This window comes from Nocardioides ferulae (assembly GCF_003660455.1).
In the GTDB taxonomy this organism is placed as follows: domain Bacteria; phylum Actinomycetota; class Actinomycetes; order Propionibacteriales; family Nocardioidaceae; genus Nocardioides; species Nocardioides ferulae.
This window is the reverse complement of record NZ_QZVR01000029.1, coordinates 11,301-33,560: the sequence shown is the minus strand read 5'-3', so window position 1 is coordinate 33,560 and position 22,260 is coordinate 11,301. Positions and strand designations below refer to the sequence as shown.

Genomic DNA, 22,260 nt, shown 5'->3' with positions numbered 1-22,260 from the left:
GATGGGCCGACCACGCACCGCAATCGGCACGTTCGGCGAGTTCACGTATATCACCGCACCGAACGGCAGGATCAAGGCGCGCGTCCGCTTCCGTGACGACGATGGGCAGCTTCGCCTCGTGCAGGCCACTGGCGACACCCGCAAGGGCGCTGAACGCACCCTGAAGGAGAAGCTGACACGTCGCGACGGGTTCGCAGCGGGAAGCCGCGATCTGTCGGCCGACAGCACGTTCTCTCGGCTGGTCGATGTCTGGCTCGCCGACCTCGATCTGACGGACAAGCTCGCCCCGAGCACGCGAGCCCTCTACGAACGGAACATGCGCCAACTGGTGATGCCAGCCTTCGAGAACTACACGTTGCGCGAGATAGACGTGCGCAAGGTAGACCAGTTCATCAAGCGGCTCGCGTCGTCCAAGAGCTACAGCACGGCGAAGCAGGCGCGGACAGTGTTGAGCCTCGCTCTCGGCTTGGCCGTCCGGTATGGCGCGCTCAAGGAGAATCCCGTGCGCGGGATCGCCAGGATGCACAAACCGGCATCCCAGGCGATGGCTCTCACCATCGACGAGGTGGATGCGATCCGCACGGCCGTCCGGTCCTGGCGTCGCGAGGGTGGCCTCTCGGGCCCGAAGCCGGACGGACAGCTTGAGCAGATCATCGAGGTGATGCTGGGCACGTCGGCTCGGATCGGGGAGGTACTCGCGCTGCGCAAGTGCGACGTGGACGTCACCAAGACGCCGGCGACTGTGCGCATCTGCGGCACGATCATCTCGCCGGCCGGGCGTCCGACGTACCGGCAGCACCATCCGAAGACCGAGAAGTCGACGCGGGTTGTGTCCGTCCCAAGCTTCACAGCGGAGGTGCTTCGGCAGAGACTGGTCGTCGTCGCACACGAGCCGCCGGAGCACCTGCTGTTCTTCACGAGGAACCTGACACCGCTGACGACGAACAACGTGCGTCGGCGGCTTCGGACGATCCTCGCGGAGGCAGGGATCTCAGGAGTGACACCACATGCGTTCCGGCGCACTGTCGCGACTGTGCTCGACCGAGCGAGTGGGCCGGATCTCGCCGCGGAGCTGCTGGGCCACACGTCCTCGAAGATCACGAAGGCGCACTACATCCAGCCTGATGAGGAGGTTGATCCGGTGACCGCGGAGATCCTCGAGTCGCTGGCACCCAAGCAGGCAGAGCAGTAGCCGCGGAGGGGATGCCTGATCACAGGGACAGGTCGGCGTTCGCTCGGCGTGGCTCTGGTCGGTGCACGAGAGCTGCTGCGAGTTCTTGGCGGCTAGAAGCTGCCGTCGTCGGCGCGTGGCGGACTGCCTGCCTTGGAAGTAGTTCGCTCCGCACGATGTCGAGGAGCTCTGGACACACGTTGGTGGTGATGGGCGTGTACCGCTGGCGCGTGGGCTTAACCAGCCCGGCGGCGTCGCGCTCGATCCGAGGCAACGGCACCCTGGTGAAGTAGAGGCGCTCCCGCGCGCCGCGTTGGATCGTCCCCGCGACTTGTTCGTCGATCTGCTGACCGAGTCTCGTAAGGTGCCGCAGTTGGTCCGGGTCGACCGCGGTGTTGCCGGATGTGGCGGAGCGCGCGAAGTCCTCCATTCGGCTTGCTGCCAACGCGGCCTCCCCGGCCGCGGCGCCACCATTGCCGATGATCCCGCCGATGTCGTGCGTGGCACGGATGAGCTTGAGGTAGGTCGATGCGCGCCGGGACCAGCCTGCCGATTCATCGGGATCGATGTTTGCGGCGTCGCGTGACACGATTCGCTGGGAGTCGAGCACGAACCGCAGGCTTCGAGCCTCCGGGAAGTCGGCGAGGTGCACGAGCAGGTTGTGCTGGGCCTGGAGCACGCCTGTGAGTCCGGGAAGCGCCGGTCCTTCCACCAAGGAGAGGCTGGGTTGCCAGCCACGCAGGTCGATCGTGTAGTCGGGTTCAGATTGTCCGGCGACGGTCGAGCAGGTCTCAGCTGCGCGGGCGAGCCATCCGGCGTTCTTGAGGTGTCGCCAGCCGGGGATATTGGAGTAGCGGCGGTCGAGAGCGACCAGTGCTTGGGCGACGTCGGCGGCGTCCTTCAGCAGGGTCATGCACTGGGCGGCCGTCAGGCTGCCATGTCCAAGCCCGGCGTCGAAGTCGTGCTCGCCAAGCGTCGTTGCTCGAGCGACGTGCCGCCAACTCTCAACCATCGCGAAGGCTTGCTCGGTCGTCAGCTCGTCGAGGCTCGGCGGCCCGCTGGAATGCGTGATCGCGGCTTCAAGTCGGTGTCGCAGTTCTCTTGCTGGGCCACTGCGGCCCGTGCTCGGGCCGTCGCGGTGCATGTGGGGGTTGGCTGCCCGAACGGCCTGTAGGCACCACGCCAGCGCGGAGTGCCTGTAGCGCCCGATCTGCTCGCCGAGGAGTACCCGCTCGTCGACTGTGGTCGTCTCTTTGATGGTGTGGCTGCCGGCGCCGCCAAGGCGCTGCTGAACTCGGTGCTGGCGCAGCAGGATGCTGAACTCGGCGCGTAGACGTCCGCCGTTCTCGGCGTACATCAGCTTGCGTCCAGGGCCTTGGCTGCGTCGAGCATGTCGAGAACGAGCTCGACCTGGAGGGCGTCGATGCCGTGGCCGACGAGGTCTTCGATCGCTTGCTCGGCGATGGCAAACAGCACGTCGCGGTGTTCGCCGGGGACCTCGGTGATGCCGGGGACATAGTCGCCGTGGATCCAGTCGAGCTGCAGCAAGACGCGCTCGTACTCCGCGGAGGCGTCCTCCGAGCTCGCCCGGTCTGCCAGCGCCGCGACGTACGAGCGGGCCTCGGCGAGGGTGACTGCGTGTGCGAGCAGCATGAGTGATTCCTTTCGACGAATCTGCTTGTTCAGTTCAGGTGGCCGGTCGCCGGTGGCGTGCTGTGAACCGTCTGGCTTGTGGATGGACGCGCCTGAGTTCCAGCGGTGCAGTCATCCCGCGAGGCTGGCTCTGACCCGCTCCTCGATCCGTCGTCGTGCGGCGATGTCCTCGACGACGAACTCGATGAAGTCCGCACCCCGGTCCTCGATGACTACTTCTGCCGCGGGCGGCTGCGGATCCTCGCCTGGCCACGACGTCTGGCGAGTCGCTCGGTCCTTCTCGAGGCGGGTGCCGCAGGTCGCGACCCACTCGCGAAGCCGATGGCGGGCGTCGGCGAAGTCGCGGTGCCACATCAGTGGCGCGGACGGCGATCCATCGGGGTCGTACGAGTTCAACCAGTGCAGGTGAAGTGCCGAGAGTTCCCAAACGAGCTCGTCGTGCCGATGCCAGAACGGCGGGATGACCGTCGGCGGCAGCCCGTAGGTCGTCCGGAGCCAGTCGACCCAGGCGTTGAGGTCGAGCCACTCCGACTCCGCCTCCTCGCTGGACAGGAGGTTCCAGTTGAGCGGCCGGAGCGGCTCCTCGGGGTCGTCAGGCCCGCCGTACTCGGTCGAGCCTGCGAACATCGAATGGACGCTCCCATCGAAGGCGGGCGCGAACAGTGACTCCTGTCCGTCGTTCTCGGGCATCTCCGGACTCCGTCAGAGGCCGACGACCCGGGGAGGCTCGCTGGCGACTGTCATCTGGTCGCTCGGCGGCTCGGGCTGGTTTGACGGCGCCCGGTCGACGGCGTAGCGCGTCCAGGTCGTGTCGTGGCCGATGTGGCGTGCGACGAACTGCTCGCGCGTCACCGTCTGCTCGTTCCAGGTCGACTCGTACTCGGTGACGTAGCCAGACGCCACGAACTGGTCGCCGACCCGGAACCGTGCGTACGCACGCTTGGCGGACTCGCCGTACATGACGAGGCTGTGGAAGCTCGGATCGAGCTTCGTGAACGAGCCGTCCGCCTCCTTGCGCCAGTGCTCGACGCCGATGCGGGCGAAGAAGCGCGCGTCCTTCGAGTCGGGCTTGCTCAGCTCAGGCGCGGTAGCGATGAACCCATGGAGGCTCAACTGCGTCGGAATGGTCATCTTTCGACTCCTGCGGTCTCGCGGAGCCTCGGGTGGCTTCCGCTCTCAGGAATCAGGTGGGCCTTCGGGCCCGCGGTCGACGGCCGCCACGGTTCTGATGCTCCTATTGGTGTCAAGCGGCTTTGAGCCAGTTTCGGTAGCGTTCGGTGAACTCCCTGTCGTGGGTGATTCCTCGCTCGATGCGGCTGATGTGGATCTGGCAGGTGCCGAGTGCTTCGACCGCTTTGCGCAGTGGCAGGTTCTTCTCGCGGCGGAGACGCCGCAGGTCATCGATGCCGGCGAGGGCATTGGGTTCTTGGAGAAGTTTGAAGACTTCCCGGGCGATGGCGCGCTTGAGGATGCGCAGGAGCTCGGGATTGCTTCGCTGCTTGGCCCGTTGCGCGGCGACGAACTGGCGAGTGCGGGGGTCGCAGGACATTCGCACGGTGGCGATGGTGTGCAGTGCGGCGTTGGCGTGACGGTCTCCGCCGCGGGAGAGCCGATACCGGGTCGTCTTCCCCGACGACGCGGGCACCGGTGCGGTGCCGCACAGTGCTGCGAACGAGGCCTGGCTGGTCAGGCGCTGGGGGTTGCCTCCGGCGGTGACGAGCAGTTGCGCGGCGGTCACCGGTCCTATGCCGCGTGCTGAGAGCAGGTTGAGGTTCACGGCGGCCACGAGGTCGCGCAGCTGGTCCTTGAGCAACTGCGCTTGCTGGGTGAGGAACCGGTGCCGTTGGGCCAGCATCTTCAGCGCGAGCAGGACGTTTGCCGCGACGCCGGAGCGCGCCCTTGGCCGGCAGGTCGCGAGAGCGTCGACGAGTCGTTTGTCGCTCAGTTGCCGGTACTTCTCGCGGACCTCGGCGGGCGCAGTGATCATCTGGGCGTGGATCTGGTTCATCGCCGCGGTGCGTGCCTTGCCCGCTGACCGGTGGGCGTTGAGAAGAGCTCGGAGGCCCTCGATGTCGTCGTCCTTCGGGGCGGTCTTGGCGCGACCTGTCAGCGCGGCGCGGGCGGCTTGGTATGCGTCGATCGGGTCGGACTTCCCCTGCATCCGGCGCACCGTCGCTTCGGGTCTGATGACTTCGCGGACCTCGATAGCTGCCGTGCGGGCGGCGACGGTCAGGCCGGCGCCGTAGGAGCTCGTTCCCTCGATGCCGAGGATCTCGACCGATCCGAACGACCCCAGAAACGCTAGAGAGTCGCTGTAACCCGCAGGCGTGGTCGGGAACTCCCGATCCCCGAGTTCGCGCCCGAACCCGTCGATCGCCGCAACGTGGATCGTGTCGGCGTGGGTGTCAGCGCCGCCGAAGACGGGCGAGGCGGCTGGTGGTGCCACTGTCATGATGGAACTGCCTTCCGTGTCGATTCGGTTGGTCGACGCCGGTCGGGCGAGCAGACAGGACATTGATGAGGCGCTTGCCAGGCTCTTATTAGGTCATGTCCGCCCGGCCGGCGCGCGGACCCCGACCGCCGGCCGGACCACAAGATGGTCAACCCAGCAGGGCGACAGTCGGCGGCTGAGACACGACGGTCGGGGCAGGAACATCATCAATGTCGGTGGTCACGGTCATGATCGGAAGCGATCGGACGAACGAACGAGGACAGAGACGATGACGCAGGACCGAATCACGCAAGCCGACCTCGAGTGGTGGCTCTCCCTTGCCGGCGAGCTCGAGTGGACCTTCGCCAAGACGTACGCCGAGACGGCACCGCACCACTACGTGGTGGAGAACCGCACGCCCGGCGTGACCCACGACGACATGGTCCGTGCCGCGCGCGTGATCCACACCTTCGGTCAGCCGGGCAAGTACTACTCGCTGACGAAGATCTACCTGGTCAGCCCCGATGGGAAGTACCGCTGGTGGACCGAGGATCGACACTTCACTGACACGACGCTGGTGAACAGGGCGACGACCTCGCTGTTCTACGGAATCCAGAATCAGCAGGCCACGCTCACCGAAGTCGAGTCGCCGTACGACGGCATCGCGACATGGTGGGACGCTGAGCACCCGGTTGACGACAGCGAGCCCGAACGGGTCAAGCAGCTTCTCGCAAGCGTTCGCGGGACGTACCCGCCGCACGTGCTGGACATCGGCTGCGGCACCGGGCGCGTGCTTGACCTTGGGATCGTTGCGCCTGAGCGCTACGCAGGCGTGGATTCGAGCCAGGCAATGCTCAACCTGCTGCTTCGCAAGCACCCGAAGGCCGCCGCTGTGTACCCAGCCGACATCCGGAACCCGCTGCGCGCTGGGACGTTCACGCCGGGGCAGTTCGACTGGGTCGTCGTGGACGCGTCTGTTCAGCTGACTCGCGCTGAGCGGCAGCAGGTCGAACAGATCGCTCGTCTCGCCGTGATTGATGTTGACGGAGGCGATTGGGTGGTCGAGGACGTGTCAGAGGCGTCTGTTCAGCGGATCCGTGCACTTCGGGATGCCTCATGACGCTCGGTGCAGCGACTGAACTCTTGCCGGCTCCCGTCGTGTCGGTCGGGGTGGATGCGGAGTCGTGGCTTGCGAACCTCACGGCGGTTAGCCCGGAGCGGCCCATCGTCTGGTGCCCTCACGGTTACCGCCACGGCGCTACTTCCGTGCGCAGTGTGGTGCACCTGTCAGTGCTCGTGTCGAGCCTGCCAGAGCCTGGTGAGTGGGCAGTCGTCGAGTGGTCGGACGGAGACGTACGGCGGTGGTGCCAGACGATGCGATACCCCACTGGCTGGGTCGTTGACGCTCACGACGGCACCCCTGACGGCTTCGCCAAACGCGTCTACCGCGGTGGCCCGGGCGACTACCCGAAGCCGAGCGGGCGCCGCCCGGCATTCGACTTCAAGCTCTGGCAGTCGTACGCCGCAGCAGACCTGATGTGGACCTGGCTGCACGGCAGTCTGCCCGAGGGATGCTCGCGGACCATGCGGCACATGATCAGCGGAGTCTTCGACCACGGACTCGGCTGATCGCCGATACGGTGATGACGGTCGAGCAACGACAAGCAGGAGAACGCGTGGAGGCAACTCTCGAGCCGAGACTGGTGATGAAGGGCGAGGAGGGCAAGCCGTTCGTCTCCGGGGACTTTTTTGTCGCCGCATACCAGCGCGGGTACCGCTGGGGCCGGGACGAGGTTCACCAGCTTCTCGACGACATCAAGGCGCACGCACGTGCGGCCGAGAAGCGCCGCGAGCTTCCTTCCGACTACCTCCTGCAGCCGATCGTCGTGCTCAAACGCGACGACGGGACATGGGAACTGGTCGATGGGCAACAGCGCCTCACCACCTTGTTCCTGATCACGAAATTCGTCGCCACGAAGTTCGCTGACGCCAAGGTTGAGTACAGCCTGACCTACGAGACCAGGGACGCCAGCCGGAAGTATCTGGAGGATCTGGATCCTGCCCGATCCGACGAGAACATCGACTTTTTCCATATCGCCAAGGCGTACGAGGCGATCGTCGAGTGGTTCGGCAAGCAGTCGAGCGCGGGACAGGCGGCGATCGACGTGCACTCGGCGTTGTCGAAGTGGGTGCACGTCATTTGGTACGTCGCGCCTGCGGGGACGAATCCCAACGAACTCTTCGCGCGTCTCAATCGTGACCGGATCCCCTTGACTGACTCTGAACTGATCAAGGCGCTCGTGCTCTCGAAGAGCGGCGCTGCGGAGGGCAGCGCGAACCGACAGCAGGAGATCGCGGCGCAGTGGGACAGCTTCGAACGAGACCTTCGAGATGATGACTTCTGGGCATTCCTGACGGGATCGACCAAGCGCAGGTCAACTCACATTGACTTCCTGTTCGAGACCATGACGCCAACTTCGGGATCGGGATCGCGACCCCGCTACTGGACGTTCGGCGAAGTCTGGAAGGACATCGACCGGCGAGGCGCTGGCGCGTTCTGGCGCGATGTCGTCGAGCGCCATGGCTTGTTGATCGGCTGGTACCGCGACCGCTTGCTGTATCACCGGATTGGGTATCTCGTCGCCACTGGGGCGTCGATTCCCGCCTTGATCGCTGAATCCCGATTGCAGACCCACTCGTGTTTCGCTGACGGACTGGTCGAGCGGATCCGTCAGCAGCTCGATCTGACGCCAAGTGCTGTCTCGCTGCTCAGGTACGACAATCAAAGGGAGAGCGGGAAGTGCAGCGACGTGCTGTTGCTGATGAACGTCGAAACGGTCCTCCGCAGTGAGGACCCAGGCAGCCGGTTCTCGTTCCACGCTTACGGTGCCCAGGGGTGGTCGCTTGAGCACATCCACCCGCAGAACTCCGAAGGTCTCAAGACCGAGCCGGAGCGGCGCGACTGGCTGCGCGCTCACCGGACCAAGATACGTGCCACGGACTGGGACGCCACCGTGCAGTCGGAGGTGGATGGCGTCCTCGGGCTGATGGACGCTCACTTGGCGATGGCACCCAACAAGACGAACGATCTTCAATTCCAGAACATCCACCAGCGCGTGCTCACCCTCTTCAGCGCGCCGGGGATGGGCCAGGACGGGGGAGACATGCATGGGCTCCGCAACCTGGCCTTGCTCCAACGAGACTTCAACAGCAAGCTGAACAACGCTGTGTTCGCCATCAAGCGGGAGCGCATCCTGGAGCTTGACGAGGCGGGTGCGTACATCCTCCCTTGCACCCGAAACGTGTTCCTCAAGTACTACACACCGAGCGCAAAGCAGCAGTTGTCGCTCTGGAGCCCGCAGGACCAAGACGCCTACTACGAAAAGCTCATGACGACGGTCAGCAACTTCCTGCTCCCTGACCAACCTGCTGGCGACGACGAGTCGATTTCGGAGGACGAGGTGGCATGACCGACCATCCCACGTCGGGCTACAAGACCACTTTCCTTGGCCTGTTCGATCAGCCGGATCAGGTCCGGCCGCCGATCCATGCGATCGAGATCCCGATCATTCAGCGTGACTTCGCGCAGGGCAGGCGTGACGACGAGACAAGCACAATCCGCGATCGTTTCGTTGACGCCATCGTCGACGCACTCACGTCCGACCGGAGCATGGGGCTCGACTTCATCTATGGCGATGTCAAGGACGGCGTGCTCCGCCCGCTGGACGGGCAGCAGCGCCTCACGACCTTATTTCTCCTGCACTGGTACATCGCCTCGCTGGCGGAGGAGCTGCAGCCGAACCTGCCTTGGCTGCACTTCAACCCGAACGAGGCGGCCTTCTCTTATGCCACAAGGCCAACGGCGCGCGACTTCTGCACCGCGCTAGCGGAGAACCCGTATCCGACCGATGCGGCGACCCCATCCCTTTGGATCACGGATCAGCCTTGGTACGTCTACCCCTGGCGGCAAGACCCAACGATCACTTCCATGCTCGTGATGCTGGACGCAATCCATGACCGGTTGCGGCCGGCCACGACAGACTTCCGTGCCCTCTGGAGTCGGCTCTCCCAGCGGACGTCTGAAGATGCCGATGGTGCGATCTGGTTTCTCTTCCTCCCGGTCGTCGATGCCGACCTTGGTGAGGACCTCTACATCAAGATGAACTCCCGGGGGAAGCCGCTCACCACCTTCGAGGTTTTCAAGGCTGACTTCGAAAGCATCATGAAGTCTGTCGATCCTGGGAGGCACAAGCACCTCGTCGACAGCATGGATGGGTCGTGGGCCGACACCCTCTGGCAGTACGAACGGCGAAACGGCGGCGACTTCAAGACGGACGACGAGTTCGAGCGGTACCTGACGTTCATCATCGACATCTGCGAATGGCGCGATGCGGCCCCGGAGCGCAAATGGCATGACAAAGCCACGCGACGCACCTGGCCGATCGAGAAGCGAGCGGAGCTCGCCTTCGCAGACGCCGCGAATCCGAACGCCGAGCGAAACCGCGACTTCTTCTTCCATGCGTTCGACACGTGGGTGAACACCGATCCCCGTGCCGAGTTGGAGCAACTCTTCAAGGCGGGAGGCGTCGGCGACGGCCCACTCCCGCTGTTCTCCGCAACCTCCGATCTATTCGGTTCATGCATCTCCACGTACGGCGCGGAGTTCTCGCTACAGGAGACGTTGCTGCTCTTCGCGGTTCTGCTCGCCCGGCAAGGCAGCAGCGCCACCACCGCCGAAGACGTCTCGATGCGACTGCGATCGCTTCGCAATGTCTCAGCTGCCTTCCTCGATCGCGAGCGCATGTCGAGCTACGTCGCATCGACCGAGACGCTCATTGTCAGCGGAGAGTTCCCCGATCAGCCTGGGTTCCGTGAGGCATGGGTGGCCGACGAGATTCACAAGTGGGAATGCCTCGCGGCGGAGCCCGCAATTCAGGCCGCGGTCCACCAGCTTGAGGACGACCCACTGGTTAGAGGACGAATCATGGCGTTCGACCTCGACGCAGAAAAGGTGTCCTCCCGCGCGAACGCATTCGGGGCAGTCAGTGACCCCGAGCTGCGCGATCTGCTCGCGGCGGCGTTGCTAACGAAGGGTGACTACTCCCGCGACGTGGGTTGGGATGGGCAGAAGCGCCAACTGGGTAGCTCCAAGAAGAGTGACTCGTGGACCGACCTGCTGACGACCGGCACGCGAGCAGCACTGGACAACATCAGAGGTCCCCTGATGCTCCTGCTGGACGACGTCGCCCACCGGGCTGCAGACAGTCCGGATAGCACGGCAGAGGACCTCCTCCAAGAAGTCTGCGACGCTTGGCTTGCCGAACGGGAGTCCCGCAACTTCTATGACTGGCAGTATTACCTCGTGCGCTATCCGGGAGCCCGGAGCGCAGAGGGCAACGGGTACTACAACGGCCATTACGATGCCGCGTCAGGCTTCAGCTACGGCCAACTTCGAATCCTGCATGGCGATCACTATGGCGCGTCGTACACCGACGCAATGTTGCACGCGGCTTGGGTGGATGGCGCCCTTGGGGCCTATGCCGATCCTCCCACCTGGTGGCAGCCAGAGGCCCGGCAAGGCCGTGACAACCCTGGGCTCACTCTGAAGCGGTCCTCGGTCGAGGTTCGCTGCAACGACGACGCGCTCGAACTTGTGCTGCGGACGGATGATAAGGATCTTGAGGCGAGAATCCGGCAAGCGGTAGTGAGCGCCGGCCTTGCGCTTGATGCGTGGAAGGTCCCGGTTGAACAGAACGCAGATGGCATTCGGCTCGTGGATTGCGAGGACCGTGTCCAACTCTGCACGCGGCTTGTGAAGGCACTGGTTGCCGCGGAGTTGTGATCTCTCAATCGCCTCGTCGTGGCGTGGTGCTTCATCGGCGACGGAGCGCAGCCTCGATCGAGGAACGGTCCGCGGAGAGCGCATCAGCATCGCGACGCTTCGTCCACGGCCGCAGGTCCGTCACGATCGGCGGCGCACTGCGGAGCAGCACGAGCGCGGTGCCGAACGGCAGCGTTCGGATCACCTCGGGCGGCATGACCGGGACGCGCCTCATCGATCGCTGTAGGGAGCGGGAGCCGTAATCGCCAACAGAGATCGTGTCGGTGCGTTCGTCGCGCTCGCCGATCAGGGATGACAGATCCTGGAGGTCGCGTGCCGCCGAGGTGCCGCCGAGGACGACTTTCACGATCGACGCGTCCCAGATCGCGCCCGCAGCGTGGTCACCCCACTTGTCTCTTGCCTGCGAGAGCGACTGCAGCACGGGCATTGTCGTGATCCCGGTGCCGCCGCCCTCTGCCATGAGCACTGGCAGGGAGGGGAGTGGCGAGAGGTTGCCGATCTCGTCGAGCGCCATCAGCAGGGGCGGGTCGAGCCGCGCCCCAGGTGAGGCGGCGGCGAGGTGCCGAGCTGTTTCGACGAGGTCCTCGACGAACGCCGCGACGAGAGACCACGACGCGCCGGCGCCCGCGCCGGTTGCGAGCAAGTAGAGCGTGCCGTTGCTGGTCAAGAACTCGCTCGGATCGAACTCCTCGCCGGGGCCGGGGGAGACGGCGTCGAGGACCCTCGGGTCCGCGAGACATGAGAGCGCGAGCGATACTCCCATCCAGATCGAATCCCGTGTTCGTGGGTCGGAGTGGATCATCGACTCGAGCGAATCGGCCCATCCGGGGGCGGCGTCCCTGTGGCTGCTCAGGATGGCGACCGCGTCCGCTGCGGCCGACGGGGAGAGTGTCCATGCGAACAGTTCGGCGGGGCTGCGTCGGTCAAGCGCCGCCGCGTGAAGGAGCGACTGCAGCGCCGTCCGCGTCTTGCCCTCCCAGAAGCCGCCGGACTCAACTCCGCCGGTAGAAAGGCCCGTGGCCGAGGCGAGCCCTGTTGCCCGGATCATCGCGGTGAGTGGGTCCTCGCATCCGCGCACAGGGGACCACCGCAGCCCTGCAGGAAGACCGTCGGCCAACCGTTGCGGGTCGAACACTGCGACCGGTCCGCGAGCGCGGCGGGCGGAGATGGTCGCAGCGATGTTGTCGGGGCGAGTGGCGGTCGTGATGACCGCGCCGGGGGCGTCGAGGATCGAGTTGATGACCAGGTGCAGGCCCTTCCCCGAACGTGGCGGGCCGAGCAGGAGCACTGAGTCTTCGACGGACGCCCAGACCTCGGTGCCGCGGGCGCGCCCGAGCAGGTACCCGACATCGGCCGCCGATGGGTGCGGTAGAGACGGACGGAGTGTCCGCCCGCGACTGAGCAACGCCTTGCGCGAGGCGGTCGCGCGGACGTCGTGGTGGGAAGCAACACCGGCCAGACGGTGCGGGTCCCGCCGGTTGCGGGACTGAAATCGGCTCACTCTGCGCCATGCCACCCAGGCGGTTCCTACGACCGCGGCGATCAGCAGCGCCATGACGCCCCAGTACGCCCAAGCTGAGAGCTCTGGAGTGCCGAGCGCCACGCCAGGAGATCTGGGGTCCGCGAGCACTCGGAGGCCGGAACTCCAGCCACGAATCGGCTGGTCGGCGCCCGTCACCCAGGCGGCCAGCGTTCCCGCAAGTCGCAGGATGGCGGCGAGCAGACCTGTGAAGGCGATCGCGATCAGCCCGAGGTTGACCAAGTCGTTGTCGACCGACTGGCTGTGGGTGTTCATTCGCCGAGGACCCTGATCGCACCGGATGTACGACCAACCAGAACGACATCGCCTCGGTGGGCTACCAGGAGCGCCGGCGGAATTCGAGGGGCATCGCCTGCGTCGCCGCGCTGCCGGGCGACAACGACGGCGACAGAGACCTCCTCGTCCGGCAGAAACGGCTGCTCGCTCTGCTTTCGGGCCGGGCGCTTCGGCGGCGCCGTGCGCTCTGGTGGCCTTGTTGGCGTGACGATGTCGGTGAAGGCGGAGCCGTCGGTTTCGTGGACTTCGACGCGCAGCGGGGTTCCGAGGTCGTTCGCGATTGACTCGAGTGTCGACTTAAGGTCGTTGCGGTGGAGGGCGCCGTCGGGGGAGTAGGGCTCCCGGTCGAGGCGGACGTCAAGATGGCCTCGGTCGTCAACGGTGACCTCAACGAGCGGCATGACGACGGGCACGCGCAGGGTCGCGTTCTCGTCGCGCCGGTACGGCGTTGTGCTGTTCAACATCGCTAGATCCCCAGTGCTTCGCTCGTCTGGCGTCGAGCGGCTGGCGCGTCGACTGCCGTGGTTCCTCGCTGGGCGCCGATGGAATCTCTGTCGAGGCCAGGTGGCGTGCCGTCGCCGATCTTGGCCGTCGGGAGGTTCTCGAGGATCTTCAGCGATGCGGCCCGCACCCTGTCCGCGGTGGCTTGAACGACCTCGACCGGAGACTTGCCCGGGACATCGCTGGCCCAGGTCGACACGTAAGGGACCGTGTAGCTCGACGTGTCGAGTCCGTGCGCAGCGCCGACCATGAGAGCGACCGACTCGGCTTCCACCTCCGCCACGCCGCGGTGCATGACTGCATCGATGTTGTCGGGTCCGTGGAGCAACACGTGGCCGAGTTCGTGGGCCAGCGTCTTCACCTGGGCGGCGTCGTCCATGTCCATCCGGACCGACACCTCATGGGTCAGGTAGTCGGTGAGGCCGTTCGCGCCGCCGATCGACCGGGAGCTCGACACCAGTCGGAGCTCGAAGCCGGCGGCAACGATCTGGTCGGCGAGACCGTCCCAGAGGCCGTCGGGTGCCTGGCCCTGTAGGAGCGCGGGCCGCAGAGGCTCGGGGATCGGATCTCCCTCGGTTTGGCAGATGTCCCAGACGTGCGCGGGCTTGAGCCCGACCAGCCGAGATCGAACGGATTCGCCCCACTTTGGTTTCTCGCCCCGCGCGAGCCGCCGCCAGGACTCCGGGTTCTCCGGGCTGGCGGAAGCGAAGCGAGCCGTGACTGGCGCCAAGATCGCGTATCCGCCCTGGCCCTTCATGACATGGCGGTTGAGGCTGAGCCACTGCTTGAAGCCGGCGACGTACGTCGGGACCGGGCTGGGCACTCTGCCCTCTTGGTACGCCGCGTTGTGCTGGCTGTAGATCAGGAGCGTGTTGTTGAACGACCGGGACCGGAACCGTGCCGCGAACTCCAGCGCGCGGCGCCAGTCCTCGCCCGTTACCAGTGCGCTGACTGAGTCCGTGAGCTTCTGGTGGAGTGCGTCGAGCTTCGCTTCACGCGCCTCGACATCTCGTGTCTGCGTCCGCATCACAGGCCTCCGTCCGTCGTTGCCTCACCAGCGAGGTGTCCGGACGGTGCCGTTGTCTCTATGCATGGCGGTTCGCTCTGCGGTTCTGGGGATGGAATCCGCGTTCGCGCAGGTGGTGCGGGTTCCTGAGATTGAGACGATTCATTGATCATCGGTCGCCTTTCCTGACGGTTTAGACGTATCCTCGGCGCATGGCCGACATTGACGAACTGAGTTCCTGATGAGCCTGCGCGTCCTGCCAGGCGGTGCGGCCGTGTATGTCCTCGCGACGCCGCAGGAAGTCGAGGACTTCGAGCAAGAGCTGGTCGACCAGTACGCGCTGGCGATGGTGGCCGCGGGTCTGAGCGACGGACACATTCGCAACAGCCGCGCCATCGTTATCGAGTTCGCCCGATCGATGACCGGCCCGCTGTGGGCAGCGACGCCTCAGCACGCTGACCAGTTCCTTGCCGAGCAGCGGCGGCTGGGACGCAGCGTGTCCACGCGTGCCGGCAAGGCGGGCACGCTGTCGGTTTTCTACGAGTTCGTCATCGACCGCTACGCCGGAGACATCCGCCGCGCGACCGGAGTCCAGGTTGAGCAGCCGATCGACGAGTACAACCGCCAGTCCGGCACCTCCCTGGGGAATGTTCGGGTGCCGCCGTCGGATCAGGAGGTCGACGCGCTCTTCACCGGGTGGCGTGAGTCGGTCCCGCACGCTCGGAAGTACCTCCCGGCTGCTCGGGACTACTTCGCAGCCTCGCTGTGGCGTCGACTCGGGTTGCGGATCAATGAGTCCGTGATGCTCGACATCCGCGACTGGCGGCCCGACCTCGGCGGATGCGGCAAGCTGCACGTCCGCTTCGGCAAGGGCAGCCGCGGCCGCGGACCCAAGCCGCGCCTGATCCCAGCCATCAACGGCGCCGACCAACTCATTGAATGGTGGCTGGCCGAGGTCCGCCCGCAGTACGGCGCTGACTGGGCAGACCCCGACGCGCCGTTGCTGCCCTCCGAACGACTCGACCACGAGCTCGGGCGCTGCCGTCGCGCCCGTGCCGACGTCCTCCGCAGGACACTCAACAGCCAGGTCGACCAGTGGCTCCCAGCCTGGTCGGGCCGGATGACACCGCACGTTCTGCGGCACTACTGCGCGTCCTCGTTGTACGAGGCGGGGATGGACCTCAAGGCCATCCAGGAACTCCTGGGCCACCTGTGGCTGGCGACGACCTCGGGCTACATCCACGTGCGCAGCGACCACATCCAGCAGGCCTGGGACCAGGCCAACGAACGACTCGAGAACCGCTTCGGCCAGCGACGCCTGACCGGACCACCGACACCCTGACCCGGCCGACAAGCCCGAAGAAGCACCGAGGAAAGAGAGGAAGCAGATGCAGTGGAATCTGCGGCTGCGTGCCGCCGAGCGAGGGATCTGGAAGTCCGCCGAGCTGCGCCGGATGCTCGCCGAAGCCGGCCTCGAGATCTCCGCGGGGAAGATGTCATCGTGGTGGGCCGGCACCCCGATCACGATGCGCTTGGACGACCTCGACGTGCTGTGCGATGTGCTGGGTTGCACGATGAACGACCTGATGAGCCCTGAGCCCGACAAGGTCGCGGCCCGTCGGCCCCACGCAGCCGACGCAGTCAACGGCGACGACCAGCCAGCAGGCAGCAGTCCGAGCCAGACACCGGTACGGCCGCGGCCGGGCACACCTCGCTCGACGCCGCCGCTGTAGACGCGGACATCTCGGGTTCGGCGGATGGGACGGGACGTGGGCTGATGCCAGGACCTGGGCCGAATGCTCCGCTGAGGTTGCCTCCCAAGTGCACTCGCTGTCAGATCAACCGCGTCGCGTGGACCAGTCCGCGGGTCGACTTCTGCTACGGCTGCCTGCCCGGTGGACCGTTCGCGGCGCCGCCCTGTCAGCGATGCGGGGGCCGGGCCGACTACTTCAGCCAGGGCCTGTGCAGTCGCTGCCATCCCCGCAGTCCGGAGCACATCGACGCCTGCAAGGGCTGCTTGGCTTGGGGCGTGTACCCGCGTTACAACTGGACCTGCTGGTCCTGCAAGTGGTGGGAGGGCCACTACCCGAAGGGGACGTGCAAGCACTGCGGCCGGGTCACCCACGTCAGTGACACCCGCGCCTGCCGCCTGTGCCTGGAGAACGCTCGCTTCGACCAAACGCCCGGCCGCGCGCCCGACGTCGCTGGGGCGAACAGGCACAGCCAACAGCTGTTCTTCGCCAACATGGCCTTCAAACGCCGCGTGAGCGAGCTGCCCGCCTACGTCGCTTGGGACGGCCGCTGGTCGCAGAAGAACAAGAACCAGCTGCCCCACCAGCCGGGCACTCGGTTCGATGAGGACGCGCCCGAGCAGCTCATGCTGTTCGCCGTGGACCCCGATCCCGAGGTTCTGCGACAGCGCATCTTGATCGAGGACAGCGATCTCACCCGCTACTGCGCCGCGATCCTGGCTGACCACGCCCGCCGGTACGGCTGGAGTGTGCGGCAACGCAACGCCGTCATGCAGACCCTGCGGATGCTGCAGACCGTCCGGCCCACCCCGACCGCGTTGATCCGCGCCAGCGACGTCGTCGCGATGCGCCGCTACGACGGCACGATCTCCTCGACCATGGACGTCCTCGCCGAAGCGGAGCTCTTGATCGAGGACGTCCCAACCCGGGTCGAGCGCTACTTCAGTACCAAGTTCATCGACTCCGGCGCTCTGCCCGACGCCATGCGCCAGAACCTTGAGCTGTGGCTGCAGATCATGCTCGGCGGGTCTCGGCACGCGCCCCGGCAGTTCCCGCGCGAACCAGAGACCGTCGAACTGCACATCCAGGGGCTCGCCCCAGTCGTTCAGGCATGGGTCGAGGTCGGCCGCCGGTCGTTCGCCGAGATCACCCAGAACGACATCCGCAGCGCCCTCGCGGGCCTGCCGAAGAACACGAGCCATCGGCACTTCGCCGAGAACGGGCTGAAGTCGCTGTTCAAGATCCTCAAGGGCCGACGCCTCGTCTTCGTCAACCCCATGCGCGGCATCGACCTGACCCGGGTCGCCACCAACATTCCACTCCCGCTCGACACGCAACTGATCCGCGCCGAGCTCGACTCTCCGAACCCCGCGACCGCACTCGCCGTTGCCCTGATCGCCTTCCACGCCCTGACCGGCAAGCAGGTCCGCGAGCTCCAGTTGACCGACATCGTCGACGGTCGACTCCGCCTCAACGGCCGCGACATCCCGCTCGCCGCACCCGTGAGGAGTCGGCTCGCAGCTTGGCTCGACTACCGCAAGCGAACCTGGCCGAGCACCGCCAACCCGCACCTGCTGATCAATCGACGCACCGCACCGCGGCTCGTCCCCGGCGGCCACTCCTTCCCCTGGAAAGACAGCGCCATCCGACCGAGAGCCCTGCGCGAGGACCGCATCCTCCACGAGATCCACGCCACCGGCGGCGACGTACGCAGGATCTGCGACCTGTTCGGCATGAGCGTCGAAGGTGCCACCCGCTACCTCGCGACCATCGAGCACCCTGACCTGACTGGTGAGGACCGACGCTGACCCGCTGAAAAACGCTCCCCGCCAAGCGGCTTTAGGGTGGGCACCGTGGAACCGTGGGGAGCAGCCTTGTTCGGCGAACCGTGTCGTGAATGTGGCTTCGGGTGGTCGATTGCTCCACCAGAGGCCGTCGCCTGGGTGCGCGCCTTCGAGGACCATGCTCGGGACGCGACTGGCTACCTGACAGGTGAGGAGCGCCTCGACGGCTGGTCGGTCGCCGAGTACGTCTCCCACGTGGGAGACAACCTCCGCCAATGGTCCGAGCGGATCCAGGCCGCGCGGTTGACAGGGCGACCCGACGTAGCCGGATACGACCCTGACGCCCTCGCCGAAGCGAGAGGCTATGCCTTCATTCCGCTCGAAGTCGGACTGTGGTCGGCGGGCAACGCTGCCCAGCGATGGGCAGATGCGCTGGCAGCTGCCATCGAGGAGGGTGTGGAGTTGCAGCACGCCACGCGGGGGCTGCAACGCGCGGAAGACGTCGTGCGCAACAACTGCCACGACGCCTACCACCACATCTGGGACATCAGGCGAATCGCTGAAGCATCCGCGTCCAACGGCCGCCGACCGCTCATGGCCGAGCCGCCGAATCACTACCTCGGAGCCGACCCGATCGTCCAGAGCGACCACCCCGACGTCGTCGCTCTTGGCCAGGAGTTGCGTGACCGGCATGCTGGCGACGCCGAGTTCGCCAAGGCCGCCTTCAACTGGGTCCGCGACAACATCGCCCACGCGTACGACGCCCAAGACCACCGCGTCACCCTCACCGCATCCCAGGTACTCGCCGAGGGCGTCGGCCTCTGCTACGCCAAGTCGAACCTCCTCACTGCGATCCTGCGCAGCCAAGGAATCCCCGCCGGCCTCTGCTACCAACGCCTGGGCGACCCCGAGGAAGGACACGTCCTCCACGGCCTCGTCGCCGTCCACCTCGACGGCGCCTGGCACCGCCAAGACCCACGCGGCAACAAGGCCGGCATCGACGCGCAGTTCTCGCTGGGGAATGAGCAGCTTGCCTACGTCATTGACGAGAGAAAGGGCGAGCGGGACTACCCGCGCCTGTACTTTTCCGCAGCGGATGAGGTCGTCGAAGCCCTGGGGAAAGCCACCGACGTGCTGGCCTGCCCGCTCCCTTCCGACCTGAGCGCCGGTTAGGTTGGGCGCATGATCACGGGACTCGACCACGTGCAGGTCGCCATTCCAGTTGGCGGCGAGCCGACCGCGCGCGAGTACTACGGCACCGCCCTGGGGATGGAGGAGATCGCGAAGCCGCCCGCACTCGCCGTGCGGGGCGGCTGCTGGTTCAGCTCCGGCAACGCCGTCCTCCATCTTGGAGTCGAGGAACCATTCGCTCCGGCCAAGAAGGCCCACCCGGCCTTCCTGGTCACCGACCTCGACGCCCTTGCCGCAGAGCTTGAAGAAAGAGGGGCGAGCATCACCCACTCCGACGGCGAACTGCCCGGCACCCGCCGCTTCCATACGTTCGACCCGTTCGGCAATCGCCTCGAGTTCCAGCAGACATAGGCCATGGACTACTTCTGCTATCACCGCGATCGGATCGGGTCGATGACGCTCAGGCACGAACTGCTTGAGCAGCACTGGGCCTATATGGACCAGTTCGATGCGGTAATGGTGGCTCGCGGACCAACGTTCACCGAGGACGGCACGTTGACAGGCAGCGTGCACATCCTGGACCTGCCTGACTCGGACGCCGCTCGCTCGTTCGCCTTCAACGAGCCCGGATACCAGGCTGGGGTGTATCGCGACGTACTCCTTCGCCGATGGCAGAACCTCCAGGGCGCGACGATGTGGGACTACGCCGGCGACCCCGACGGAAGTCGGTACCTCGTTCTGGGCTTCACCTCCGCGCTTTGGCTGGGCGATTTGCAGTGGTCGGCCGATGAAAGCTTCATTGCATCCGGACCGCTGCTGTCGGACGACGGCACCCGCATGCTCGGGGCCGCTGCGCTCCTCACCGCCCCCGACGCCGAAGCGGCTCGCAGCGCGCTGAACGCTGGGCAGTACGACGGGATCGAAGTCCATCAGTGGCGACCAGGCGGTCGACCCGCCTGACTCCGTTACATGGACCGCTGGCGCGGTAACGATGAGATAGTTCGGTGAACTTGCATCAAGACGCGGCGAACCCACGCCGAGGATGTGACAGTTCGACGCGAAACCTTCAGAAATCCAACGAACAGTCATAGGGCTCCGGTCATCCGTCCGGTGGTGTCGAAGAGGTCGAGCTCGGCCGGGTGCATCTGGTGCTGGACGACGAAGGAGCGGTGCTTGATCCGCCACAGTCCCTGGCCCGTGCCCAGGGTGGGGATGAGGGACTGCTCGGTGCCGGTCAGCCCGAGCGCGGCCGAGGTGGCGCCGAGCTGGTCGGACTCCTGGCGGTAGACGATCCGGGTCTCGGCGTTGGCCAACAGCGACGACGCGAGCGCGCGCATCGCGGACCCCTGGTCGCCGACGTTGTCGAGGTCGGTGAGCTTGTGGAAGATCAGCATGTTCGCGATGCCGTAGTGGCGTGCGAGTCGCCAGTGGGCGTCCATCCGTCGCAGGAGCGCGGGGTGCGACATGAGCCGCCAGGCCTCGTCGTACACGACCCAGCGCTGACCGCCGGCGGGGTCCAGGAGCGCTGACTCCATCCACGCGGAGGCACAGGTCATCAGCACCGAGATGAGGGTCGCGTTCTCGGTGACGCGGGAGAGGTCGAGGGAGATCATCGGCAGGGTCGGGTCGAAGGCCACCGTCGATGGCCCGTCGAAGAGGCCCGCGAGGTCGCCGGCGACGAGCCGGCGCAGGGCGTGTCCGACGAGTCGGCCGTCCTCGGTGAGGCGCCCGTCGGGGTCGTCAATCTGATCTGGGGCGAGGAGCCGGTCGACCACCATCGGAAGGACGGGGACCTCGCAGCCGCGGACCGTGCGGTCGATCGCGATGTCGACCGCGGTGTGCTCCAGCGGGGTCAGCCGCCGGTCGAGCACGGTCTCGGCGAGCGCGCCGACGAGGTCGCGGCGGCGGGCGGCGATCTGGCTGGCCCACTGTGCGTCGTCGAGACCGGAGGGGCGGTGGCCCGCGTCGAGTGGGTTGAGCCGGTTGGCCATGCCGTGGCCCAGCGCGATGGCTCGACCGCCGACGGCTTCTGCGACCGCGGTGTGCTCGCCTTTGGGGTCACCGGGCACGTACACGCGGCGTCCGAAGGGGATCGACCGGGTGTAGAGGCTCTTGGCGAGGCAGGACTTGCCGGATCCGACGATGCCGGCGAGGACGAGATTCGGGGCGGTGATGAGGCCGCGGGCGTAGAGGATCCAGGGGTCGTAGACGAACGAACTGCCCGAGTAGAGGTCCTGACCGACGAACACGCCCTCGCTGCCCAGGCCGCCCTCGGCGAGGAACGGGTACGCGCCAGCCAGGGTCGCCGAGGTGTCCTGATGGCGCGGCACACGGAACCGCCCCGGGGTGCGTAGTGCCGCTGGCCCTGGCTCGCCGGAGCGGGGGAGCGTGACGGTCGAGCGCTTCTCGGCGACGAGCTCGTCGGCCCTGCGTCTCGCCTCGGCACGCCGGGCCTCGCGGTCGGCGGCCAGCAGATCTCGCGCCGCCGCCTTGCGGAGCTTCCGCTCACGCCGTCGTTCCCGGCCGGGGGAGACCAGGACGGCCGAGTGCAGGCGTCCGTCGTGCCACCCGGTCACAGCGACAGCCCCGGCTGGTCGCGTCGGGGCAGCTGGGCGGCCATAGCGCGGGCGGGCGAGTCGTAGGCGATCGTCGCCTCGATCTCGTGCGCCCGGTCCACGCACTCGGCAACCTGCTGGACCATCTCTGCCGCCCTGTGGAGCTCCCAGGACTCCCGATACGCCGCCGCGCGGCCAGCGTTGGCATCGTTCCTTGTCGCGGCCCATTGGGCTGTAGGCCCGTCATGGACGGCGCCGATCTGGTGCAGCGACTGACTCAACGACGCGAGCGCGGAGCTTACCGAGCCGAGCACCGCGTAGATCGTGGCCGGGTCTGCGATGGAGCGCGTCGCGTGGGCGAGGCCGCGAACCGCCTCCCGGAGCTCGTCCGCGTCGGCCACCGGATCGGTGAAGGTCGGCATCGCAGCCTCCTCGGTCGATGGGTTCTCATCGAGAAGGTGCGCGCGGCACGCCGCCGCGTGCGCCCCCAGAGGCGTGCTCGCCGACCTACGCTGTGACGGTGGCTGATCTGACAGAGCCCTGCCCGAACTGCGACACGATGATGCGCTGGGAGACCTCCCATGAGCGCTGTGACGGTTGCGGCTACATCCGTCCGTGC

21 protein-coding genes are annotated in these 22,260 nt (G+C 66.4%); 11 read left to right on the top strand and 10 right to left on the bottom strand.

Annotated elements, in window-relative coordinates:
- Nucleotide 1: 1 nt before the first annotated feature.
- Nucleotides 2-1,192, top strand: coding sequence for a tyrosine-type recombinase/integrase (locus D6B71_RS20660; protein WP_121258646.1), 1,191 nt, complete (start codon nt 2-4; stop codon nt 1,190-1,192).
- 19 nt (nt 1,193-1,211) lie between these two features.
- Here D6B71_RS20660 and D6B71_RS20655 read toward each other — a convergent pair whose 3' ends face one another.
- From D6B71_RS20655 to D6B71_RS20635, 5 genes are all read right to left on the bottom strand, one after another.
- Nucleotides 1,212-2,528 (bottom strand): hypothetical protein, encoded by a 1,317-nt coding sequence (locus tag D6B71_RS20655; RefSeq protein ID WP_121258644.1) that lies wholly within the window; start codon nt 2,526-2,528, stop codon nt 1,212-1,214.
- Nucleotides 2,528-2,824: a hypothetical protein gene (locus D6B71_RS20650; RefSeq protein ID WP_121258642.1), complete on the bottom strand. Its 297-nt coding sequence runs from the start codon at nt 2,822-2,824 to the stop codon at nt 2,528-2,530. The genes D6B71_RS20655 and D6B71_RS20650 overlap by 1 nt, the downstream gene beginning before the upstream one ends.
- Nucleotides 2,825-2,935: 111 nt before the next feature.
- Complete coding sequence (locus D6B71_RS20645) at nt 2,936-3,514, bottom strand: hypothetical protein (RefSeq protein WP_206051885.1); 579 nt, start codon at nt 3,512-3,514, stop codon at nt 2,936-2,938.
- A gap of 12 nt (nt 3,515-3,526) precedes the next feature.
- Nucleotides 3,527-3,955 carry a single-stranded DNA-binding protein gene (locus D6B71_RS20640; RefSeq protein WP_121258640.1) on the bottom strand — a complete coding sequence of 143 codons (429 nt, stop codon included), beginning with the start codon at nt 3,953-3,955 and terminating at the stop codon, nt 3,527-3,529.
- Between the two features lie 112 nt (nt 3,956-4,067).
- Nucleotides 4,068-5,339, bottom strand: a complete 1,272-nt coding sequence (locus tag D6B71_RS20635) for an IS110 family RNA-guided transposase (protein ID WP_240641608.1) — start codon at nt 5,337-5,339, stop codon at nt 4,068-4,070.
- Nucleotides 5,340-5,544: 205 nt separating this feature from the next.
- Here D6B71_RS20635 and D6B71_RS20630 point away from each other — a divergent pair, with 205 nt between their 5' ends.
- From D6B71_RS20630 to D6B71_RS20615, 4 genes are all read left to right on the top strand, one after another.
- Complete coding sequence (locus D6B71_RS20630; protein WP_164519761.1) at nt 5,545-6,375, top strand: methyltransferase domain-containing protein; 831 nt, start codon at nt 5,545-5,547, stop codon at nt 6,373-6,375.
- A 254-nt stretch (nt 6,376-6,629) separates the two neighbouring features.
- The gene (locus D6B71_RS22515) at nt 6,630-6,884 is read left to right on the top strand and encodes a hypothetical protein (protein WP_126688338.1); all 255 of its coding nucleotides are present in this window, start codon (nt 6,630-6,632) and stop codon (nt 6,882-6,884) included.
- 47 nt (nt 6,885-6,931) lie between these two features.
- Entirely contained in the window at nt 6,932-8,725 is a 1,794-nt protein-coding gene (locus D6B71_RS20620; RefSeq protein ID WP_164519760.1) for a DUF262 domain-containing protein, read from the top strand.
- Nucleotides 8,722-11,097 carry a DUF262 domain-containing protein gene (locus D6B71_RS20615; RefSeq protein WP_121258630.1) on the top strand — a complete coding sequence of 792 codons (2,376 nt, stop codon included), beginning with the start codon at nt 8,722-8,724 and terminating at the stop codon, nt 11,095-11,097. Before D6B71_RS20620 ends, D6B71_RS20615 begins: the two co-directional genes overlap by 4 nt.
- A 31-nt stretch (nt 11,098-11,128) precedes the next feature.
- Here the strand turns inward: D6B71_RS20615 and D6B71_RS20610 are convergent, their stop codons facing one another.
- Genes D6B71_RS20610 through D6B71_RS20600 form a run of 3 tightly spaced genes read right to left on the bottom strand, consistent with a single transcriptional unit; the run spans nt 11,129 to nt 14,441 of the window.
- Complete coding sequence (locus D6B71_RS20610; protein ID WP_121258628.1) at nt 11,129-12,892, bottom strand: TraM recognition domain-containing protein; 1,764 nt, start codon at nt 12,890-12,892, stop codon at nt 11,129-11,131.
- Complete coding sequence (locus D6B71_RS20605; protein WP_121258626.1) at nt 12,889-13,377, bottom strand: hypothetical protein; 489 nt, start codon at nt 13,375-13,377, stop codon at nt 12,889-12,891. The genes D6B71_RS20610 and D6B71_RS20605 overlap by 4 nt, the downstream gene beginning before the upstream one ends.
- A gap of 2 nt (nt 13,378-13,379) precedes the next feature.
- Complete coding sequence (locus D6B71_RS20600; RefSeq protein ID WP_121258624.1) at nt 13,380-14,441, bottom strand: ArdC family protein; 1,062 nt, start codon at nt 14,439-14,441, stop codon at nt 13,380-13,382.
- 220 nt (nt 14,442-14,661) lie between these two features.
- Between D6B71_RS20600 and D6B71_RS20595 the strand changes: the two genes are divergently transcribed.
- The 6 genes from D6B71_RS20595 to D6B71_RS20570 all read left to right on the top strand — a co-directional run bounded on the left by D6B71_RS20595 (nt 14,662) and on the right by D6B71_RS20570 (nt 20,046).
- Nucleotides 14,662-15,762 carry a tyrosine-type recombinase/integrase gene (locus D6B71_RS20595; RefSeq protein ID WP_121258622.1) on the top strand — a complete coding sequence of 367 codons (1,101 nt, stop codon included), beginning with the start codon at nt 14,662-14,664 and terminating at the stop codon, nt 15,760-15,762.
- Nucleotides 15,763-15,808: 46 nt separating this feature from the next.
- On the top strand, nt 15,809-16,153 hold the full coding sequence (locus tag D6B71_RS20590) for a helix-turn-helix domain-containing protein (protein ID WP_121258620.1): 345 nt from the start codon (nt 15,809-15,811) through the stop codon (nt 16,151-16,153).
- A gap of 296 nt (nt 16,154-16,449) precedes the next feature.
- Complete coding sequence (locus tag D6B71_RS20585) at nt 16,450-17,979, top strand: site-specific integrase (RefSeq protein ID WP_206051884.1); 1,530 nt, start codon at nt 16,450-16,452, stop codon at nt 17,977-17,979.
- Nucleotides 17,980-18,024: 45 nt separating this feature from the next.
- Nucleotides 18,025-19,128, top strand: a complete 1,104-nt coding sequence (locus tag D6B71_RS23650) for a transglutaminase-like domain-containing protein (protein ID WP_240641607.1) — start codon at nt 18,025-18,027, stop codon at nt 19,126-19,128.
- A 9-nt stretch (nt 19,129-19,137) separates the two neighbouring features.
- On the top strand, nt 19,138-19,497 hold the full coding sequence (locus D6B71_RS20575; RefSeq protein WP_121258616.1) for a VOC family protein: 360 nt from the start codon (nt 19,138-19,140) through the stop codon (nt 19,495-19,497).
- A 3-nt stretch (nt 19,498-19,500) separates the two neighbouring features.
- On the top strand, nt 19,501-20,046 hold the full coding sequence (locus D6B71_RS20570; RefSeq protein WP_121258614.1) for a YciI family protein: 546 nt from the start codon (nt 19,501-19,503) through the stop codon (nt 20,044-20,046).
- A 125-nt stretch (nt 20,047-20,171) separates the two neighbouring features.
- On the opposite strand, the gene D6B71_RS20565 is transcribed toward D6B71_RS20570, so the two are convergent.
- Both D6B71_RS20565 and D6B71_RS20560 read right to left on the bottom strand, forming a co-directional pair.
- Nucleotides 20,172-21,662 (bottom strand): TraC family protein, encoded by a 1,491-nt coding sequence (locus D6B71_RS20565; RefSeq protein WP_121258612.1) that lies wholly within the window; start codon nt 21,660-21,662, stop codon nt 20,172-20,174.
- Nucleotides 21,659-22,063 (bottom strand): hypothetical protein, encoded by a 405-nt coding sequence (locus D6B71_RS20560; RefSeq protein ID WP_121258610.1) that lies wholly within the window; start codon nt 22,061-22,063, stop codon nt 21,659-21,661. Before D6B71_RS20560 ends, D6B71_RS20565 begins: the two co-directional genes overlap by 4 nt.
- Nucleotides 22,064-22,260: the final 197 nt, after the last annotated feature.

Coding starts and splice junctions, on each gene's coding strand:
- D6B71_RS20595 (WP_121258622.1), top strand. CDS start 14,662: ATGAGCCTGCGCGTCCTGCCAGGCGGTGCGGCCGTGTATGTCCTCGCG.
- D6B71_RS20640 (WP_121258640.1), bottom strand. CDS start 3,955: ATGACCATTCCGACGCAGTTGAGCCTCCATGGGTTCATCGCTACCGCG.
- D6B71_RS20575 (WP_121258616.1), top strand. CDS start 19,138: ATGATCACGGGACTCGACCACGTGCAGGTCGCCATTCCAGTTGGCGGC.
- D6B71_RS20660 (WP_121258646.1), top strand. CDS start 2: ATGGGCCGACCACGCACCGCAATCGGCACGTTCGGCGAGTTCACGTAT.
- D6B71_RS20570 (WP_121258614.1), top strand. CDS start 19,501: ATGGACTACTTCTGCTATCACCGCGATCGGATCGGGTCGATGACGCTC.
- D6B71_RS20655 (WP_121258644.1), bottom strand. CDS start 2,528: ATGTACGCCGAGAACGGCGGACGTCTACGCGCCGAGTTCAGCATCCTG.
- D6B71_RS20630 (WP_164519761.1), top strand. CDS start 5,545: ATGACGCAGGACCGAATCACGCAAGCCGACCTCGAGTGGTGGCTCTCC.
- D6B71_RS20605 (WP_121258626.1), bottom strand. CDS start 13,377: ATGTTGAACAGCACAACGCCGTACCGGCGCGACGAGAACGCGACCCTG.
- D6B71_RS20650 (WP_121258642.1), bottom strand. CDS start 2,824: ATGCTGCTCGCACACGCAGTCACCCTCGCCGAGGCCCGCTCGTACGTC.
- D6B71_RS20610 (WP_121258628.1), bottom strand. CDS start 12,892: ATGAACACCCACAGCCAGTCGGTCGACAACGACTTGGTCAACCTCGGG.
- D6B71_RS20600 (WP_121258624.1), bottom strand. CDS start 14,441: ATGCGGACGCAGACACGAGATGTCGAGGCGCGTGAAGCGAAGCTCGAC.
- D6B71_RS22515 (WP_126688338.1), top strand. CDS start 6,630: ATGCGATACCCCACTGGCTGGGTCGTTGACGCTCACGACGGCACCCCT.
- D6B71_RS20645 (WP_206051885.1), bottom strand. CDS start 3,514: ATGCCCGAGAACGACGGACAGGAGTCACTGTTCGCGCCCGCCTTCGAT.
- D6B71_RS20635 (WP_240641608.1), bottom strand. CDS start 5,339: ATGTCCTGTCTGCTCGCCCGACCGGCGTCGACCAACCGAATCGACACG.
- D6B71_RS20615 (WP_121258630.1), top strand. CDS start 8,722: ATGACCGACCATCCCACGTCGGGCTACAAGACCACTTTCCTTGGCCTG.
- D6B71_RS20590 (WP_121258620.1), top strand. CDS start 15,809: ATGCAGTGGAATCTGCGGCTGCGTGCCGCCGAGCGAGGGATCTGGAAG.
- D6B71_RS20560 (WP_121258610.1), bottom strand. CDS start 22,063: ATGCCGACCTTCACCGATCCGGTGGCCGACGCGGACGAGCTCCGGGAG.